Source organism: Variovorax sp. NFACC27 (genome assembly GCF_048301545.1).
GTDB lineage: Bacteria > Pseudomonadota > Gammaproteobacteria > Burkholderiales > Burkholderiaceae_C > Variovorax > Variovorax gossypii.
The window spans coordinates 8235805-8252865 of record NZ_CP157613.1 but is presented as its reverse complement, the minus strand read 5'-3'; the positions used below and the strand labels follow the sequence as shown (position 1 = coordinate 8252865).

General features: G+C 66.4%; 16 protein-coding genes. 11 read left to right on the top strand and 5 right to left on the bottom strand.

Annotated features, from left to right (window positions below; genetic code table 11):
* The first annotated feature begins 45 nt into the window (after positions 1-45).
* The 9 genes from ABL840_RS38765 to ABL840_RS38725 all read left to right on the top strand — a co-directional run bounded on the left by ABL840_RS38765 (position 46) and on the right by ABL840_RS38725 (position 9618).
* Positions 46-4098 carry a phage tail tip fiber protein gene (locus tag ABL840_RS38765; RefSeq protein WP_093300278.1) on the top strand — a complete coding sequence of 1351 codons (4053 nt, stop codon included), beginning with the start codon at positions 46-48 and terminating at the stop codon, positions 4096-4098.
* Between the two features lie 2 nt (positions 4099-4100).
* Entirely contained in the window at positions 4101-4715 is a 615-nt protein-coding gene (locus ABL840_RS38760; protein WP_093300277.1) for a DUF4376 domain-containing protein, read from the top strand.
* A gap of 42 nt (positions 4716-4757) precedes the next feature.
* Positions 4758-5192 (top strand): phage tail fiber protein, encoded by a 435-nt coding sequence (locus tag ABL840_RS38755; RefSeq protein ID WP_093300276.1) that lies wholly within the window; start codon positions 4758-4760, stop codon positions 5190-5192.
* A 2-nt stretch (positions 5193-5194) separates the two neighbouring features.
* Positions 5195-5995, top strand: a complete 801-nt coding sequence (locus ABL840_RS38750) for a phage tail protein (RefSeq protein WP_093300275.1) — start codon at positions 5195-5197, stop codon at positions 5993-5995.
* Between the two features lie 6 nt (positions 5996-6001).
* On the top strand, positions 6002-6586 hold the full coding sequence (locus tag ABL840_RS38745) for a DUF4376 domain-containing protein (RefSeq protein ID WP_093300274.1): 585 nt from the start codon (positions 6002-6004) through the stop codon (positions 6584-6586).
* A 55-nt stretch (positions 6587-6641) separates the two neighbouring features.
* Complete coding sequence (locus tag ABL840_RS38740; RefSeq protein ID WP_143042911.1) at positions 6642-7130, top strand: hypothetical protein; 489 nt, start codon at positions 6642-6644, stop codon at positions 7128-7130.
* Positions 7131-7289: 159 nt separating this feature from the next.
* Positions 7290-7595, top strand: coding sequence for a DUF3649 domain-containing protein (locus ABL840_RS38735; protein ID WP_143042910.1), 306 nt, complete (start codon positions 7290-7292; stop codon positions 7593-7595).
* Positions 7592-9259, top strand: coding sequence for a PepSY-associated TM helix domain-containing protein (locus ABL840_RS38730; RefSeq protein WP_093300271.1), 1668 nt, complete (start codon positions 7592-7594; stop codon positions 9257-9259). The genes ABL840_RS38735 and ABL840_RS38730 overlap by 4 nt, the downstream gene beginning before the upstream one ends.
* Positions 9256-9618: a DUF3325 domain-containing protein gene (locus tag ABL840_RS38725; RefSeq protein ID WP_093300268.1), complete on the top strand. Its 363-nt coding sequence runs from the start codon at positions 9256-9258 to the stop codon at positions 9616-9618. The genes ABL840_RS38730 and ABL840_RS38725 overlap by 4 nt, the downstream gene beginning before the upstream one ends.
* On the opposite strand, the gene ABL840_RS38720 is transcribed toward ABL840_RS38725, so the two are convergent.
* Positions 9608-10204, bottom strand: coding sequence for a short chain dehydrogenase (locus ABL840_RS38720; RefSeq protein ID WP_093195862.1), 597 nt, complete (start codon positions 10202-10204; stop codon positions 9608-9610). The genes ABL840_RS38725 and ABL840_RS38720 overlap by 11 nt on opposite strands.
* Positions 10201-11268, bottom strand: coding sequence for an aldo/keto reductase (locus ABL840_RS38715; RefSeq protein WP_093300267.1), 1068 nt, complete (start codon positions 11266-11268; stop codon positions 10201-10203). Before ABL840_RS38715 ends, ABL840_RS38720 begins: the two co-directional genes overlap by 4 nt.
* A gap of 141 nt (positions 11269-11409) precedes the next feature.
* Here ABL840_RS38715 and ABL840_RS38710 point away from each other — a divergent pair, with 141 nt between their 5' ends.
* Complete coding sequence (locus ABL840_RS38710; RefSeq protein WP_093300574.1) at positions 11410-12384, top strand: LysR family transcriptional regulator; 975 nt, start codon at positions 11410-11412, stop codon at positions 12382-12384.
* Here the strand turns inward: ABL840_RS38710 and ABL840_RS38705 are convergent.
* Genes ABL840_RS38705 through speD form a run of 3 tightly spaced genes read right to left on the bottom strand, consistent with a single transcriptional unit; the run spans position 12326 to position 14840 of the window.
* On the bottom strand, positions 12326-13726 hold the full coding sequence (locus ABL840_RS38705) for an aminopeptidase P N-terminal domain-containing protein (RefSeq protein WP_093300266.1): 1401 nt from the start codon (positions 13724-13726) through the stop codon (positions 12326-12328). The genes ABL840_RS38710 and ABL840_RS38705 overlap by 59 nt on opposite strands.
* Complete coding sequence (locus tag ABL840_RS38700) at positions 13723-14439, bottom strand: nucleotidyltransferase family protein (protein WP_093300572.1); 717 nt, start codon at positions 14437-14439, stop codon at positions 13723-13725. Before ABL840_RS38700 ends, ABL840_RS38705 begins: the two co-directional genes overlap by 4 nt.
* A gap of 20 nt (positions 14440-14459) precedes the next feature.
* On the bottom strand, positions 14460-14840 hold the full coding sequence (speD, locus tag ABL840_RS38695) for an adenosylmethionine decarboxylase (RefSeq protein WP_093195866.1): 381 nt from the start codon (positions 14838-14840) through the stop codon (positions 14460-14462).
* Between the two features lie 164 nt (positions 14841-15004).
* Between speD and tkt the strand changes: the two genes are divergently transcribed.
* On the top strand, positions 15005-17059 hold the full coding sequence (gene tkt / locus ABL840_RS38690) for a transketolase (protein ID WP_093195867.1): 2055 nt from the start codon (positions 15005-15007) through the stop codon (positions 17057-17059).
* Positions 17060-17061: the final 2 nt, after the last annotated feature.

Genomic DNA, 17061 nt, shown 5'->3' with positions numbered 1-17061 from the left:
ACGGCGGTGGGAGCGGGTGCCGGAGCTGCAGCTGCCGTAGGCGGCATGATCGTATCGACCGCGCTCTCAATCGTGTCGAGCGCCTACGGCAACATGCAGGCCAAGAAGCAGGCCAAGGCCGCTGCGGCCCGCAAGCTCGCCGAGGATGTCGCGAACATCAAGGAGCGCACCACCACCATCATTGCGTCCGATGCGCCGCACACCGTCATCTACGGTGAGCCCGCACCTGTCGGTGGCGCTGTGGTCGCAGTGCTCACAGGTGGCGAGTTCAGCCACCTGAAGCACGTCGTGATGGTCCTGGCCGCGCATCCCAGCGAGGCCGTGACCGACATCCAGATCGACGGTGTCTCGATCGGCGCGCTCGACGCGAACGGCTACTCGTCGAACCCGGAGTTCATCGTCACCGACTCGGAATCGATCGGTGGCGGCGTGCCCGGCGTCAACGTGCAGATCCACCTGTCGCCCGACGGCGTCGACACGGCCGACGCGTACATGCGTGCGAACCTCGATCCGTGGCCCGCCAGCAAGGGACTGTGGACCGACGCACACAAGCTCAGCGGCTACACCTACATCGTCGTCACGCTCAACCTCTTCGTCGAACGCTTCCAGGGTGGCCTGCCCGCGATCACCGCGAACGTGAAGGGCAAGAAGGTCTTCGACCCGCGCACCGGCGCCACCGTGTACAGCCGCAACCCCGCGCTGTGCCTGGCCGACTTCCTGCGCTCGGAAGAAGGCTACCTCGCCTCCAACGACCAGATCGACCAGAACGCGCTGATCGTTGCCGCCAACGCCTGCGACACGGCCATCTACAACCCCGCCACGGTTGCCGCCGATCGCCCCAACTACGGCGGCAGTGTCGCGCGCTACACCTGCGACGGCATGTTCCGCTCCGATCAGGACCGCGACAGCACGCGCCAGCAGCTCGAAGACACGATGGCCGGCTACAGCCTCGAGTCGGGCGGCGTCTGGCGCATCCTGGCCGGTGCGTGGACCACGCCCGTCCTTTCGCTGACCGACGACGACCTGCTGGCGCCCATTACCGTGGTGCAGACCTGCAACCCGGGCACTGCCCGCTACAACGGCGCGAAGGGCACGTACGTCAACCTCACGCGCAACGGCGTCTCGGAAGACTTCAAGCAGTACCAGAACGCGGTCTTCCGCGAGAACGACCAGAAGGACAAGTTCCTCGACCTCGTGCTGCCCTTCACCACGGCCCACGCGCGCACCCACCAGATCGCGCGCGTGCTGGTGGAGCAGAGCCGTGGCGGCTTCGTGCTGCAGATCCATCCGAAGATGCTGGCGTGGCACTTGCAGCCCGGTGACCGCATCGTGCTGACTAGCGCGCTGTACGGCTTCGCCAACAAGCCGTTCCGCGTGCAGGACTGGACCTACTCGCTGAGTTCGCCGCTCTCGTTCCAACTCATCGAGGACGAGGAAGCCTTCTACGACACCGCCGACGAAGTGCGGCGCGATCCGTCGCCGAACACCAACCTGCCGAACCCCTTCCTGCTGCCGCAGCCTCCGCTCGATCTGCAGGTGCGCAGCGGCCAGGAGCAGATGGTGCAGCAGGGCGGCACGCTGGTGATCCGCGCGCGCGTGAGCTGGTCTGCTTCGACGGAGGACTCCGTGCGACGCGGTGGCAACGTCCAGGTGCAATGGCGCACGACTTCGCCGGTCGGCGACTGGCAGAGCGTCACGCTTCCGGGCACGGCCACCGAGACCTTCCTGCTCGGCCTCGAAGTGCACGGCGAGTACCAGGTGCGCGTGCGGTTCATGACGGCCTATGCGTCGAGCTACTGGACGATGGTCACGCACACCCTGCAGGGCGCGAGCGTGAAGCCGGGCGACGTCGAGGGGCTGAGCCTCACCGTCGAACCGAACGGCGTGGTGGCACGTTGGTCGGCTCCGGCCGGCATCGACCTGCTCGAGTGGGGTGCGACGCGGATCTTCATCGGGCCGACCTTCGAGACGGCGGTGGAGCGATGGACCGGCAAGGCCCTGACCGCGAACATCGGATGGCTGCCGGCCGGAACGGTGAAGGTGTGGGCGCAGCATGGCAATACGCAGGGTGTGTGGGGTGTGCCTATCTCCACCACCATCGAGGTCGCGCCGCCTGCGCAGCCGATCGTGCGTGGCGAAGTGTGGGGGTCGCAGATCGAGATGGCCTGGCAGCCATGCGGCACCACGCAGCCCATCTCGGCTTACATCGTCAAGGTGGGGCCGACACTGGCCGAAGCTGTCGAGATCGGTCGCACGGGTTCGCTCAACTTCGTGCGCAACGAGCCTGTGGCTGCCACGCGCATCTATTGGGTGACTGCGTTCGATGCGGCTGGCAATGCCAGCGACGCGGGCTACGTCCAGCTTGCTTCGTTGCCTTCGATCGATGAAGCGCTGGCCGAGCTCCAGGAGGGGCTCGATGGCATGGTCGCGGACCTGCTCAACGTCAACTCCGGTATCGCCGAGCGCCTGCTCGACGAGACCATCGAGCGCGGCACCGCGATCACGCAGGTGCAGCACCTTGTGACCGAGGGCAATGAGCAGCTGGCTCAGCGCATCGATACCGTTGCCGCGAGGGCCGTGGGCTATGTGCGCGCGAACCTCGTGTTCAACGGGGGCTTCGAGTTCGATCTAGACGGATGGACCGCGAGCGTGGGCACATGGATCCTGGAGCAGGATGACTGGGGCACTTCGGCGCGGTTGATCAGCGAGATTCCGTTCGAAGGCCAAATCGCGAGCCCGCGCTTTCCCGTGAGCCCTGGCAATTGGTACTCTGCCTCGGGAGACACGCGCTTCAACTCCGATACGGGCACGTCAGGCCTTGTCCTCGAATTCTTCGATGGAGCAGGCCGCTCACTGGGGGTTACCGGCAACCAGAGGGCCGGTGCCCACGATTTCTTGAACTCGCAGGAGCGCCGTAACGATCTGGCCGTCGAGGCCATCGCGCCAAATGGCGCGGTGAAAGCGGCCGTCAGTTTTTCTTGGACCGGCTATACCGCTGGCGGCATGCTCGGACTTCGCTACATCAAGGCCGAGCGAGGCCGCTTTCCGGTCACGCCGTACAGTGCGGAGGCCAGCGACCGCGGTGCGATCTCGGCGGTGCGCCAAGAGGTAACGGCGCGCGCTACGGCCATCGAGGCCGAGGCCGCTGCTCGCACCACGCTCGCCGCGCGGGTGAACGGTGCAGAAGCATCCATCGCGCAGGAGTCTGCCGTGCGTGCGGGAGAGACCGGGCGCCTGTCGGCGAAGTGGGGCCTCAAGGTGGTGGCGGGCAACAAGACGGCCGGCATCCTGCTCAACAACGATGGTCAGCAGAGTGACCTGGTTGTACTCGTCGACCGCTTCGCCATCAGCACCATCGACACACAAGGGGCGATCAAGTATCCCTTCGTAGTCGGCTCCGTCGCAGGCGTTTCAACGGTCGGTATCGACGGCAATCTGGTGGTCGACGGGACAGTCAGCGCGAGAGCGATCAACGTCAACCAACTGTCGGCCATCACATCGCGATTGGGCTACGTGACTGCGGGCCAGGTCGATATCTCGGGCGACGGCGTTGGTGGCTGGGGCTATCTGCGCAGCGCGGGCAAGTGGATCTACGACGGGCAATGGGGTTGGGTGTTTGCGCGACACCAGAGCGGTCACACCTTCGCTGAGATCATGTGCGACAAAGCTGGCCTGCGAATGAACTCGGCCGGTGGGTCTTTCCAGATGTGGGGGCCGGGCTTCAACCTAGACAACGACAAACTGACGATCAACGAGGTCGACGTGATCGATACGTTGAGCATTCGTGGACAGGCGGTGACCGTTCCCACGGCGGGGGCTACGGGCGGCAACTCCGCAACCATTCTTCACGACATTCCCGGCGATAAGACGCTGCCGACGTTCATCTTCGGTTGCACGTTCGTCATGTCCACGGCGTCGGCATATATCTTTGTCGACGGCGAGAAGAAGTGGGAGGGAGCGGGGTTCGCATTGAGCACGATCTCGGGCGGCATCGTCGTTCCGCTGTCTCCAGGTCGTCACACGTTGACGATGGTCTCCACGTCGCCATTTGCCGGTGTTGCTGGCACTTCCATCTACGCGCTGTCCACGCGCCGCTGAACATGTTCTTCTTCACGATTTACAACCGAATCACCGGCGAAGTACTGCGCTGGGGCTCCGTCGGGCTCCGCGAGTCTTGTGCCGCCCAACTGCAGGCACCTGTAGAGGCGCTATTCATGGGGGAGGTGCCCCGAAATCACTACATCGTCAACGGTCAGCCTGTCGCCATGCCGATGCGCCCCAGTGCCGACCACGTCTTCGACTGGTCGACGCACACGTGGCGTGATCCTCGCTCAGTTGCAGATTTGCGTGCAAACCTGAAGGCGGAGATTGCACGTCGACGCTGGGAGCTCGAAGTGGCGGGCCTGTCCATGTCCGACGGCTTGCAAGTGGGGACCAGAAGGGAAGACCGCGCAGCCCTCGCCGCCGCCATCGCTGACATGGCGCAGACCGGAATCGAAGAGATCGATTTCAAGACGCCAGGCGGATTCCGACGTGTGACGCGCAAGGCTTTGCAGGAAGCGGCCAAGGCTGTTGCGTTGCATGTGCAGGTGTGCTTCTCTGCCGAAGCGGCTCATGACGCACTGATCGATTCCATCACCGAGCGTAGCGCCCTGCTGCACTACCCCTTAGCTGACTTTCCTGCCGTGCCGAGCACGGTTGAGCAGGCTTCCTGAATAACTTCAACCAGTCCTATCAATTCAACCAAGGAGCACCCTATGCCTTACACCACCGCCTCTGCAAATGCGCTTCTCAAGCTCGTTCTCCAGGCAATACCGATTCCGGGCATTGCCGACAACGCAGCAACTTCGCCTTCCGCGTCTCTGTATGTGAGTCTTCATACCGCATCGCCGGGCGCAGGTGCGAGCCAGACGACGAACGAAGTGACCTACCCGGGGTATGCGCGCGTTGCCGTCACGCGCGGGCCCACCGGCTGGACGGTTGCGGGGAACGTCGCCAACCTGGTAGCGGCGATGGAGTTCGTCGAAGTGAGCGGCGCCGGCATATCGACCGCGACGCACCTCGGCATCGGCACCGCTGCCGCCGGTAACGGGATCCTGCTGACCTACGGTGCACTCGACCCTGTCATTCCGATCCAGGCAGGCGTTGCGCCTCGGCTGAAGACGACCACCAAAGTCACGTTCGAGGTCTGAGCATGGCTGTCGTCTTCGAAAACCGTGTTGTCGAGTCATGCACCACGCTCGGCACCGGCAACCTCGTGGTGTCCGGCGCCGACTTGGGGTACTTCACTTTCGCAGAGAAGGTGCCGGTCGGGTCCACCATCCACTATCTGTGCGAGAGCGTCAACGCCGTGGGGCGGCCCACGGGTGAGTTCGAGTTGGGCATCGGGAGCTATGTTTCAGCGAATACCGTGGCGCGCACCGAGGTGGTTGCATCCAGCAATGCGGGAGCGTTGGTCAACTTCACTTCCACCACCAAGAGGCTTTCGCTCACGATCCTGGCGCCGACCACCGACGTACTGCGTTTCCAATGGCAGGAGGCGCTTGGACTCTATCTTGCTGGCGAGATTGTGTTCAGTGCCGGCAACACGCCCGCTGTCGGTACTGTCAAGGCCAATGGTGCGGCACTCTCGCGAGTGACCTACGCCCGGTTGTTTGGCCGTATTGGAACCATCTTCGGCGCAGGCAATGGGTCTACTACTTTCAATGTGCCCGATCTGCGCGGTGAATTCCTTAGAGGATGGGACGATGGGCGGGGCGTCGATGGAGGACGAAATTTCGGTTCGTTCCAATTGGCAACGCATGTCTTCGACCACTATGGTTATGCCGGCGGTGCCGTTCCAGGCGACGGTTTCACGACTTACGAGTCCGACGGTAGTGCCCAGCCGGGCACGCAGATACGAGCTATCAGCAGTAATGCAAACAATGCCGTTACTGCGGTGTACAGGTATGTCCGTCCTCGAAATATCGCATTGCTCCCTTGCATTCGCTACTGAGGTGATATGAAAACTGTCTATGCATTTCATCCTGAAACCAAGGCCTATTGTGGGCTGAAGCAACTCGACAGGACGGACATATCTCCCCTCGAGCAAGACCGATATCTTGTGCCGGGCGACTGCCTCGAATCCGCCCCTCCGAAGCCCTTGAACGGGATGTGGCCCGTTGCCGTCTCCGGTGCATGGGTGTTGATGGACTTGCCCGCGGAACCCAAGCTAGAGCTCACTCCTGATGAGCTCCGATCGGAGCTGAAGGTCGCGGTCACTATGCAACGTTGGTCGGTTGAGACAGGCGGCATCACCTTGGCCGATGGCGTGAAAGTGAAAACCGGCATCGATGACCGGGCCCGGATCGCACAGGCCATTCAGGGCATGGAGGCAAATGGCTATACGGACGTGTCGCTCAAGATCGAATCCGGATGGGTCACGTTCACGCTGCCGCAGATGAACGTATTGATGAGTTCCATTGCTTCCCATGTTCGCGCATGCTTCGAAGCCGAAAGGGCACATCACCTGGCAATCGACGCCCTGGATGCGTCTGCGATCAACGGCTACGACGTTCGGGCGAACTGGCCGAGCGGGCACGCATGAGTCATGCGCCATCTTCCTGCTCGATCACTGCATTCGATACAAAAGGGGATTGATCATGTATGGCACTTCTGCATTCGCAGAACGAACGTTTGGTGCGCGTCCATTGGTCTGGCGCCTGATCTTTGATGCGCTGGGGCTCCCGGCATGCGCTTCGCAGCTCGCCAGTCAGGGGTCGGCCGAGGCTTCGGCGGATGTCGGGCTGCAGAACCCGGTCTCCATGGATGGGCGGGTGGAAGCCATGTTCCTGTCAGCGGGCGCGCTTTCGGCAAGCGCGTTGTCGGCACCCCTGGCCACCGTGCTTTGGAATGCCGGCAGCGCCCTTGGGTTTGCTGCGCAAACCGCAGGCACCAGTGGCGCCTTGTCGTCGTCGGCCGGGCTTGCCACAGGATCGGGCTACTTGACCGGCTATCGCATGCGCGCCTATGACCAGGCCTTTCCTGCCAACCCCAGTTCGGGGTCCATCGTGCAGATCGGATCCCGGTTTTTTGAATGGAAGGTGTTCTCTGCTCGCTGGCATCCTGCTGCACCAGTGCCGGTACCGTAGGAAAAAGCAACAAGGGAGAGAGAGCTGGGATGCAACTCCCAGTTCGCTTTTTTTCCGCTGAGGCAGATTTTAAAGATGAGTATCATTCTCATCTTCTAGAGCTTTCTTCCTCGTTCCCATGAATCTCCGAACGACCTCGCACGCCGTCCGGCGCGCGTCGTGAGCGCTGGCGTTCGTCAGCGCCTCGGCGTGGCTTCGCGTGCGATTGCCGCCATCGCGGGCGGCTACGGCGTCGCGGCGCTGTCTTCCATCGTGCTCGCCGTGTGCCTGCCTGCCCTCTTCGGCATGGCACGCAGCGAAGCCACGATGACCGGCATGCTCGCCTCCTTCGCCATCTTCGCGCTCGCGGTGATGTGGGTCTTCGCCGCGCGCACCGCGTTGCGTGCCTGGTTCGGCCTTGCCGTCGTGGCGACGGCGCTGGGCCTGCTTCTGCTGCTCATGCATTCCACAGGAGGCGCAGCATGAAGGAAGGCTTCCGCCAGTCGATGGCCTGGCTGCACACCTGGTCGGGCCTGCTGGTCGGCTGGGTGCTGTTCATGGTGTTCGCGGCCGGGACGGCCTCGTACTTCAAGGACGAGATCACTTTCTGGATGAAGCCCGAGCTGCATGTGGTCGCGCAGGCCCAGGTGCCGCCGCTGCAGGCGGCCGAGGGCGCGGTGGCCTATCTGCAGAAGCATGGAGCGAGCAGTCCGCGCTGGTTCATCAACCTGCCGACCGAGCGCCAGCCGTCGACCGACGTGTTGTATCTCGCCACGCCTGCTTCGGGCGCCGCCGCACCCGGCGACAAGCCGCGCCGCCGCTTCGACCGCGCCTCGCTCGACCCCGCCACCGGCGAAGCCCTCTCCGCTGCCCGCGTCACGCGCGGCGGCGAGTTCTTCTACCGCCTGCATTTCGACCTGCACTACATGCCCGCGCTGTGGGCGCGCTGGATCGTCGGCTTCTGCGCGATGTTCATGCTGGTGGCGATCTTCAGCGGCATCGTCACGCACAAGCGCATCTTCAAGGACTTCTTCACCTTCCGGCCGAAGAAGGGCCAGCGCTCCTGGCTCGACGCGCACAACGCGACGGCGGTGCTCGCGCTGCCCTATCACCTGATGATCACGTACACGGGCCTCGTCACGCTGATGTTCATGTACATGCCATGGGGGCCGCAGGCGGCCTACAAGGATCGCGGTGGCGAGCAGGCGTTCTTCTCCGAGGCGTTCCCGGGAACGGGCCGCGACCAGGTCAAGGCTTCGGGCAACAAGGTGCCGCTCGCGCCCATCGCGCCGATGATCGCGCAGGCCTCCGCGCACTGGAACGGCGCCGCCGTGGGCCGCATCACCGTGCACCAGCCCAACGATGCCAACGCGGTCGTCGCGATCACCCGTGCCGAGGGCCCGCAGATCTCGTACGAGAAGCCTTCGATGATGTTCAACGGCACCACTGGCGCGCTGATCGGCGCGTTCGGCGACGTGCCCAAGTCCGCGGCCCAGACGCGCGGCGTGCTCTACGGCCTGCACATCGGCCGCTTCGGCGATCCGCTGCTGCGCGCGCTGTTCTTCCTCTCAGGGCTCGCGGGCTGCCTGATGGTGGCGACGGGACTGCTGCTGTGGGCCGTGAAGGAGCGCCAGAAGTTCGCGAAGACGCTCAAGCAGGGCGGGCGCGTCAGCTTCGGCCTGCGGCTGGTCGACGGGCTGAATCTCGGTGCCATCGCCGGCCTGCCCGTCGCGATGGCCGCCTTCTTCTGGGCCAACCGCCTGCTGCCGGTGGGCATCGCGGAGCGCGGCGAGGCGGAGATCCGCTGGTTCTTCATCGTCTGGGGCGCGACCGCGGTGCTGGGGCTTCTGCGGCCCACCCTGCGCATGTGGCAGGCGCAACTGGCGGCCGCTGCGCTGCTGTTCGTGCTGCTGCCGGTGCTCAATGCCTTCACCGGCCCGACGCCGCTGACCGTGAGCCTGCGCTCGGGACCCACCGCGGTGGCGGGTTTCGATCTGGTCACGATCGCGCTGGGCCTCGGGCTCGCGGGCGCGGTATGGCTCGTGGAGCGCAAACGGCGCAAGTCCATCGCCGCCAGGCAGCAACAGGCGGAGAAGAAGGCGCCGCCATCGCCGCAGTCGGCGCTTGCCGCATCGGGCCAGGGTTCATGACGACGATCGATTCGCTGCTCCTCGGCCTCGTGTTCGCCGCCTCGCTCGCGGGCTTCTGCGCGCTGAGCCTCGCGATGGACCGCCACAGCGAAGACGTCTTCGGCCGCGGCAGCACGCCGGGTGCGTGGCGTCGCTGGCTGCAGCTCGGCGGCGCGGTGCTGCTGTGCCTTTCGCTCTGCGCGAGCCTGCGGGCGGCGGGCAGTTCGATCGGCTGGGTGCTCTGGCTGGGTGCGCTCACGGCGGCGGCGCTGTCGACGGTGGCGCTGCTGAGCTATGCGCCGCGACGCTTCCACTGGATCGCGTTCGCGGCCACGGGCGTCGCGCTGTGCAGCCTGCTGCTCGCTTCGATCACGTCGTGACGAGGGCGCGCAGCGCCTGCCCGCTCATCGCCCCTTCCACTGCCTGCACGTAGAGCTTCGCCACTTCGCGCGCCGGTGTGCCTCTGGGGCCTTGCAGGTCCAGGGCATCCAGCGTCTCCCGCACCCAGCCGGGCGCGACGACGTTCGCGCGCAAGCCTCGCGGCAGTTCGGGCGCGGCCTGTGCCACGAAGGCTTCCAGCCCCGCGTTCGCGAGCGCGCCCGCGCTGCCGCCCGGCAGCACGCCGTCGAAGCTGCCTCCGGTCAGCGTGACGGAGCCGCCCTCGCGCAATCGCGCCACGGCGCGTTGCAGCAACGCGATCTGTCCGAAGAGCTTGGCCCGCAGCGCGTGCGCGAGTTCTTCATCGGACAGCGTGCCGAAGCGCGCCAGCCTCACGCTCGCCGCAGTGGACACCACCGCATCGACCTCGGGTACGGCATCGAACAGCGCGTCGATGGTCTGCGGCTCCGCGAGATCGATGCCCGGCGAACTGCGGCGTGAGACGGCGATCACCTCGTGCCGATCCGCCAGCGCAGCAGCCACCGCGCGGCCGATGGTGCCGCCCGCGCCGATCAGCACGATCCTCATGCCGGCCGCCGCACCGAACTGCCGCCCGAGAGCACCCCTTGCGTCATCGGCAGCGCCATGAAGTCGTGCGGGAAACCCAGCGAAATGGTGCTGGCCGCGTCGAGACGCTGAAGCGCCTCGCCGTCGAGCTGTACCTCGAGCGCGCCGAGGTTGTCCTCGAACTGCGCGAAGGTGCGCGCGCCGATGATTGGCATCACCGTCGGCGCACGACGATGCAGCAGCCACGCCAGCGCGATCTGCGCGCTCGAGCGGCCCTGCTCCTTCGCGATCTGCGTCACCGTCTCGGCGATGTCGAGCGAGCGGGCGGTCAGTGCGCCGTTGCCCACGGCCACGTCCTTGCGCGAACCCGTCACGCCCGAGCCCGGGTCCTTGCGATGGTCGAGGTCGGCGCGCGTGTACTTGCCCGAGAGCACGCCGCTGCCCAGCGGCGACCACGCCAGCACGCCCAGGCCCAGCTCCTGCGCCATCGGCAGCAGCTCGCGTTCCACGGTGCGCTCGATCAGGCTGTACTCGATCTGCAGCGCCACCAGCGGCGCCCAGCCGCGCAGCTCGGCCAGCGTCTGCATGCGCGCGATCTGCCAGGCCGGCGTGTCGGAGATGCCCGCGTACAGCACCTTGCCCGAGCGCACGAGGTCGTCGAAGGCGCGCATCACTTCATCGAAAGGCGTGAGGTTGTCCCAGATGTGCAGGTACAGCAGGTCGATGTAGTCGGTGCCCAGGCGCTTCAGGCTGGCTTCCACCGAGCGGACCATGTTGCGACGGTGGTTGCCGCCCGCGTTCGGGTTGCCCGGCTGCATGTTGAGGGAGTACTTGGTGGCTACCACCACCGACTCGCGCCGGTCGGCGATGAACTGGCCCAGCAGCTGCTCCGAGCTGCCGTTGGTATAGAAGTTGGCGGTGTCGATGAAGTTGCCGCCGCGCTCCACGTAGGCGTCGAACATGCGGCGCGATTCGCCCGCGTCGGCGCCCCAGCCCCATTCCTGGCCGAAGGTCATGGTGCCCAGCGACATGGGGCTGACGCGCAGGCCCGAGCGGCCGAGGGTGATGTAGTCGTCCAGCTTCATGATGCAGATTCCTTTCGTGTCGAGGTGAAGGTGGCGACGCGAGGGCCGCATCGCCATGGCCTCGAAGGTATTTGCGCGATTGCTTCGGAAAAAGCCGGCTGAGACGAATGCTTTATGAAGCCAGTCTTCATAATGGCCGCCATGTCGCCCGAACTGCTGCCCGCCATCGCCGCCTTCGCCCGCGTGGCGCATCACGCCAGCTTCACTCGCGCCGCGGAAGAACTCGGTGTGTCGCCATCGGCCCTCTCGCAGACCGTGCGCACGCTCGAACAGAAGCTCGGCGTGCGCCTGCTCGACCGCACCACGCGCCGCGTCGGCGTGACGGAGCTGGGCCAGCAGTTCCTGGCGGGTACGCAGCAGGGGCTGGCAACGCTGGCGCAGGCTGTCGAAGGCCTCGACGAGGCGCGCGACAAGCCCGCCGGCCTGCTGCGCCTGAACGTCTCGCGCGTGGCGGCTGAGCTGCTCTTCTTCCCGCACTTCGGCGCGTTCGCTTCGGCCTACCCCGACATCACGCTCGAGTTCGTCTGCGACAACCGCATGGTCGACCTGGTGGAAGGCGGTTTCGACGCCGGCATTCGCCTCGGCGAAAGCCTCGCACAGGACGTGGTGGCCGTGCCGGTGGGCGGGCCGCTGCGCATGGTCACCTACGCGGCGCCCAGCTACCTGAAGGGCCGCAAGCTGCCGCGCACGCCCGTAGACCTGCGCGAGCACCGGTGCCTGAACTACCGCCTGACCACCGGCGGCCTCTATCGCTGGGAATACGCGCAGGACGGACGCGTGCTCGACGTGGAACTCGCCGGCCCGCTGATCAGCAACGACAGCGACCTGCTGCTCGCGGCCGCGCGCTCCGGCGCGGGCATCGCCACTTCCTTCGAGGGCGCGGTGCTGGAAGATTTCGCGAGCGGCTGTCTCGTGCCGCTGCTGGAGCCCTGGTGGCCGACCTTCCCGGGCTTCTATCTCTACTACCCGAGCCGCGCGCAGATGCCGCGCAAGCTGCGGGTGTTCATCGATTTCCTGCAGGCGCGGCATGCACCGCCGCCGGTGTCGCAGCGGGCGGTCAGGCTCGCATCAGCGCCTCGATCTCGTCCGCCTTCACCGGCACGCCGCGCGAAATGAGTTCGCAGCCGGTGGCGGTGACGATCGCGTCGTCCTCGATGCGGATGCCGATGTTGTGGAACTGCTCGGGCACGCCGTCGGCGGGCCGCACGTAGATGCCGGGCTCCAGCGTGAGCACCATGCCGGGGTGCAGGATGCGGCTGGGCCGGTTCTTGATGACTTCGTTCGACAGCGGATCTTTCCGCTCGCTCACTTCGCCGACCTGCGTGGGCTCGACGTAGCTGCCGCAGTCGTGCACGTCCATGCCGAGCCAGTGGCCGGTGCGGTGCATGTAGAACTGGAAGTAGGCGCGCGTGTCGATCACGTCGTCGACGCTGCCGACCTTGTTGGCGTCGAGCAGGCCGAAGTCGAGCATGCCCTGCGCCAACACCTTCACCGCCGCGTCGTGCGGATCGTTGAAGCGGTTGCCGGCCTTGGTGGCGGCTGCGGCCGCGTCCTGGCTGGCCAGCACGAGGTCGTACAGCGCGCGCTGCGGGCCGGTGAACTTGCCGTCGGCCGGGAAGGTGCGCGTGATGTCGCTGGCGTAGCCGTCGAGCTCGCAGCCCGCGTCGATCAGCACCAGTTCGCCCTTGCGCACGGGCGCGGCGTCGGCGCGGTAGTGCAGCACGCAGGCATTGGAGCCTGCCGCGACGATGGAGTAGTAGGCCGGGTACTGCGAGCCGCCGAGGCGGAATTCGTGCAGCAGCTCGGCGTCGAGGTGGTATTCGCGGGCGTCCTTGCCCTCGCGCAGCATGCGGGCCGACAGCTGCATCGCGCGGACGTGCGCGCGGGCGCTGATCTGCGCGGCGCGTCGCATGATGTCCTGCTCGTGCGCGTCCTTGACCAGGCGCATCTCGTCGAGCGGGCCGCACAGGTCGCGCTGCTCGTCGGGGCACAGCGCGCCGTAGCGCACGCGCGCGCGCACCGACTGCAGCCAGCCGTCGACGCGGCTTTCCAGGCCCTTGTGGATGGCGAACGGAAACCACACGGTGGCGCGGTTCTCGAGCAGCTTGGGCAGCTTCGCATCGAGTTCGGTGACGGGAAATGCCTCGTCGACGCCCAGCGCCGCGGGCGCCGCGTCGGGGCCGAGGCGGTAGCCGTCCCAGATCTCGCGCTCGATGTCCTTGGGCGCGCAGAACAGCGTGGCGCGGCCGTCGCCTGCCAGCACCAGCCAGGCGTTGGGCTCGGTGAAGCCGGTCAGGTAATAGAAGTAGCTGTCGTGGCGGTACAGGAAGTCGGTGTCGCGGTTGCGCGGCCGCTCGGGCGCGGTCGGGATGATGGCGATGCCGTCCTTGCCGAGTTGCGAGGCGAGGCGTGCGCGGCGCTCGGCGTAGATCGTGGTGGCGATGTCTGCTGCGGTCATCTTGTTGGCGTCGTGTTCAGTTGGGCGAGCCGTTCGGGCGTTCCCACATCGGTCCAGGGGCCGGTGTAGAGCTCGGCGCTCACGAGTTCATTGTCCATCGCGGCGCGCAGGATCGGGGCCAATGGGGCTTTGCGGCCGGCGGGGTTGCCGTTCGGGATGTCGCAGTAAGGCGGGGCGAAGAGCGCGGCGCGGTACAGGCCGATGGTCGAGAAGGTGAACTTCTCTGGCGCGGTGTTGAGCGCGAGGCCGTCCGCGGAAAGGCCGAAATCGCCCTTGGGGTTGTGCGCGGGGTTGGGCACCAGCCAGAGGTGCGCGAGCCTGCCGCTGGCGATGAAACGCTCGAGCGAGGCCTGCGTGAAGGCGAATCCGGGTGCGAAGACATCGCCGGCCGCGACCCAGAAAACATCGCCCAGCAGGGGCAGCGCACGCACGATGCCGCCGGCTGTTTCCAGCGCGCCGCCGAAGTCGCGGCCCTCGTCGGAGTATGAAATCGATAGCGCAGGATGCCCATCCAGCAAGGGGGTCGGGCCGAAGCGGTCAGAAATCTGCGCGCCGAGCCAGTCGGTATTGACGATCAGTTCGGTGAAGCCGCCGGCGGCCAGCGCCTCCATCGGCCATTGCATCAGGGGCTTGCCGCGCACCTCCAGCAGGGGCTTGGGGCAGGTGTCGGTCAGGGGCCGCATGCGCTCGCCGCGCCCGGCGGCCAGGATCATGGCCCGCACCGCGTTGCCGCTCACGCCGCGACCCGTCCGCGCTGCAGCTCGTTGCGTTCGCTGTGCAGGGGCTGGAACACCGAGACCAGGCACTCCATCAGCGCATGGGCCTTGGCCGAGTGGTCGCCGCTGAAGTTGCAGACGTACACGTCGAGCGTCACGCCGCGCTGCTCGGGCCAGGTGTGGATGCACAGGTGCGACTCGGCCAGCAGCACCGTGGCCGTGACCCCGCCAGGGCCTTGCGGCGTGGCCGGAAAGCCGTGGATCAGCTTGCCCACCGCCTGCAGCCCGGCGGCGCTCACCGCCTTGAGGCAGACCGCGCCCAGGGCGTCGCGGTCGGTGAGCCACTGCAGGCCGCATTGGCAGTCGTGGAGGTCGGCGGTGAGGTGCAGCCCGTGCATGGGTGGCAACTCTAGCAGTCCGTCCGGAGGGCGACACACGTGGGAACGCACAGAAGCATCGGAAGGGTGTTCAGGCCGTATCGGGAGCGTCCGGGGCTCGCCCGGTAAAATCGCGGGTTCTCCCCACCCCAATCCTCCCTTTTCCCTCCGAAAGTCCACCGCACATGGCAAACCACGCCCTGATGGCCAACGCAATCCGCGCACTGGCCATGGATGCCGTCCAACAAGCAAATTCCGGACATCCGGGCGCACCGATGGGCATGGCCGACATGGCCGTCGCACTCTGGGGCGATCACCTTCGCTACAACCCCGCCAATCCGCACTGGTTCGACCGCGACCGCTTCGTGCTGTCGAACGGCCACGCCTCGATGCTGCTGTACTCGGTGCTGCACCTGACCGGCTACGACCTGCCCATCGGCGAACTCAAGAACTTCCGCCAACTGCACAGCAAGACCGCGGGCCACCCCGAAGTGGACGTGACCCCGGGCGTCGAGACCACCACCGGCCCGCTGGGCCAGGGCATCACCAACGCCGTGGGCTTCGCGCTGGCCGAGAAGCTGCTGGCTGCCGAGTTCAACCGCAAGGACCACGCCGTGGTCGACCACCACACCTACGCCTTCCTGGGCGACGGCTGCATGATGGAAGGCATCAGCCATGAAGCCTGCGCGCTGGCCGGCGCCTGGCACCTGAACAAGCTGATCGCGCTGTACGACGACAACGGCATCAGCATCGACGGGCAGGTCAAGCCCTGGTTCATCGACAACACCGAAGAGCGCTTCAAGGCCTACGGCTGGAACGTCATCGGCCCGATCGACGGCAACGACGCCGCGGCGGTGTCCAAGGCCATCGCCAAGGCCAAGAAGGAAGAGTCGAAGCCCACGCTGATCGTCTGCAAGACCGTCATCGGCAAGGGCAGTCCGAACCGCGCCGGCACCGCCAAGGCGCACGGCGAGGCGCTGGGCGCGGAAGAAATCGTGCTTACCCGCGAAGCCATCGGCTGGCCCTACCCCGCCTTCGAGATCCCGGCCGATGTGTATGCCGACTGGGACCACAAGGAAGCCGGCGCCAAGACCGAAGCCGCCTGGAACGACAAGTTCGCCGCCTACGCCGCCGCCTACCCCGAGCTGGCCGCCGAGTTCACCCGCCGCATGAAGGGCGAGCTGCCCAAGGACTTCCATCAGGTCGCGTTCGACACCGTGGTTGCCGCCCACACCAAGGGCGAAACCGTCGCCAGCCGCAAGGCCAGCCAGCTCGCGCTGGAAGCCTTCACGGCCGCGCTGCCCGAGATGCTCGGCGGCAGCGCCGACCTGACCGGCTCGAACCTCACCAACACCAAGAGCACGCCCGCGCTGCGCTTCGACGCCGCCACCGGCGCCGTGGTCCGCACCGAGCCCTCCGAACAGCACCCCGAAGGCCAGATCGGCCGCCACATCAACTACGGCGTGCGCGAGTTCGGCATGGCCGCCATCATGAACGGCGTGGCGCTGCACGGCGGCTACATCCCCTACGGCGGCACCTTCCTCACCTTCAGCGACTACAGCCGCAACGCCATCCGCATGGCCGCGCTGATGAAGCGCCGCGTGATCCACGTGTTCACGCACGACTCCATCGGCCTGGGCGAAGACGGCCCGACGCACCAGTCGATCGAGCACGCCGCCTCGCTGCGCCTCGTTCCCAACCTCGACGTCTGGCGTCCGGGCGACACGGCCGAGACGGCCGTGGCCTGGGCCGTGGCGCTGCAGAACCAGTCGCGCCCCACGGCGCTGCTGCTGAGCCGCCAGAACATCGCCTACGCGCCGAAGAGCGAACTCGGTGACATCAGCCGCGGCGCGTACGTGCTCGCCGAGCCTGAAGTCGTCGGCCTCAAGAGCAAGAAGACGGCCGCCGTCATCATCGCCACCGGTTCCGAAGTGCCGCTCGCGCTGGCCGCGCAGAAGCTGCTGGCCGAGAAGAAGATCGCCGTGCGCGTGGTGTCGATGCCCTCGACCACCACCTTCGACCGCCAGGACCTCGCCTACAAGAAGAGCGTGCTGCCGAAGAAGCTGCCGCGCATCGCCGTCGAGATGGGCTGCACCGGCGGCTGGTGGAAGTACGGCTGCGCGGCAGTCGTCGGCATCGACACGTACGGCGAGTCGGCACCGGCGCCGGCGCTGTTCAAGCACTTCGGATTCACGGCGGAGAACGTCGCCGCCACGGTGGAAGCCGCGCTGCGCGACTGATC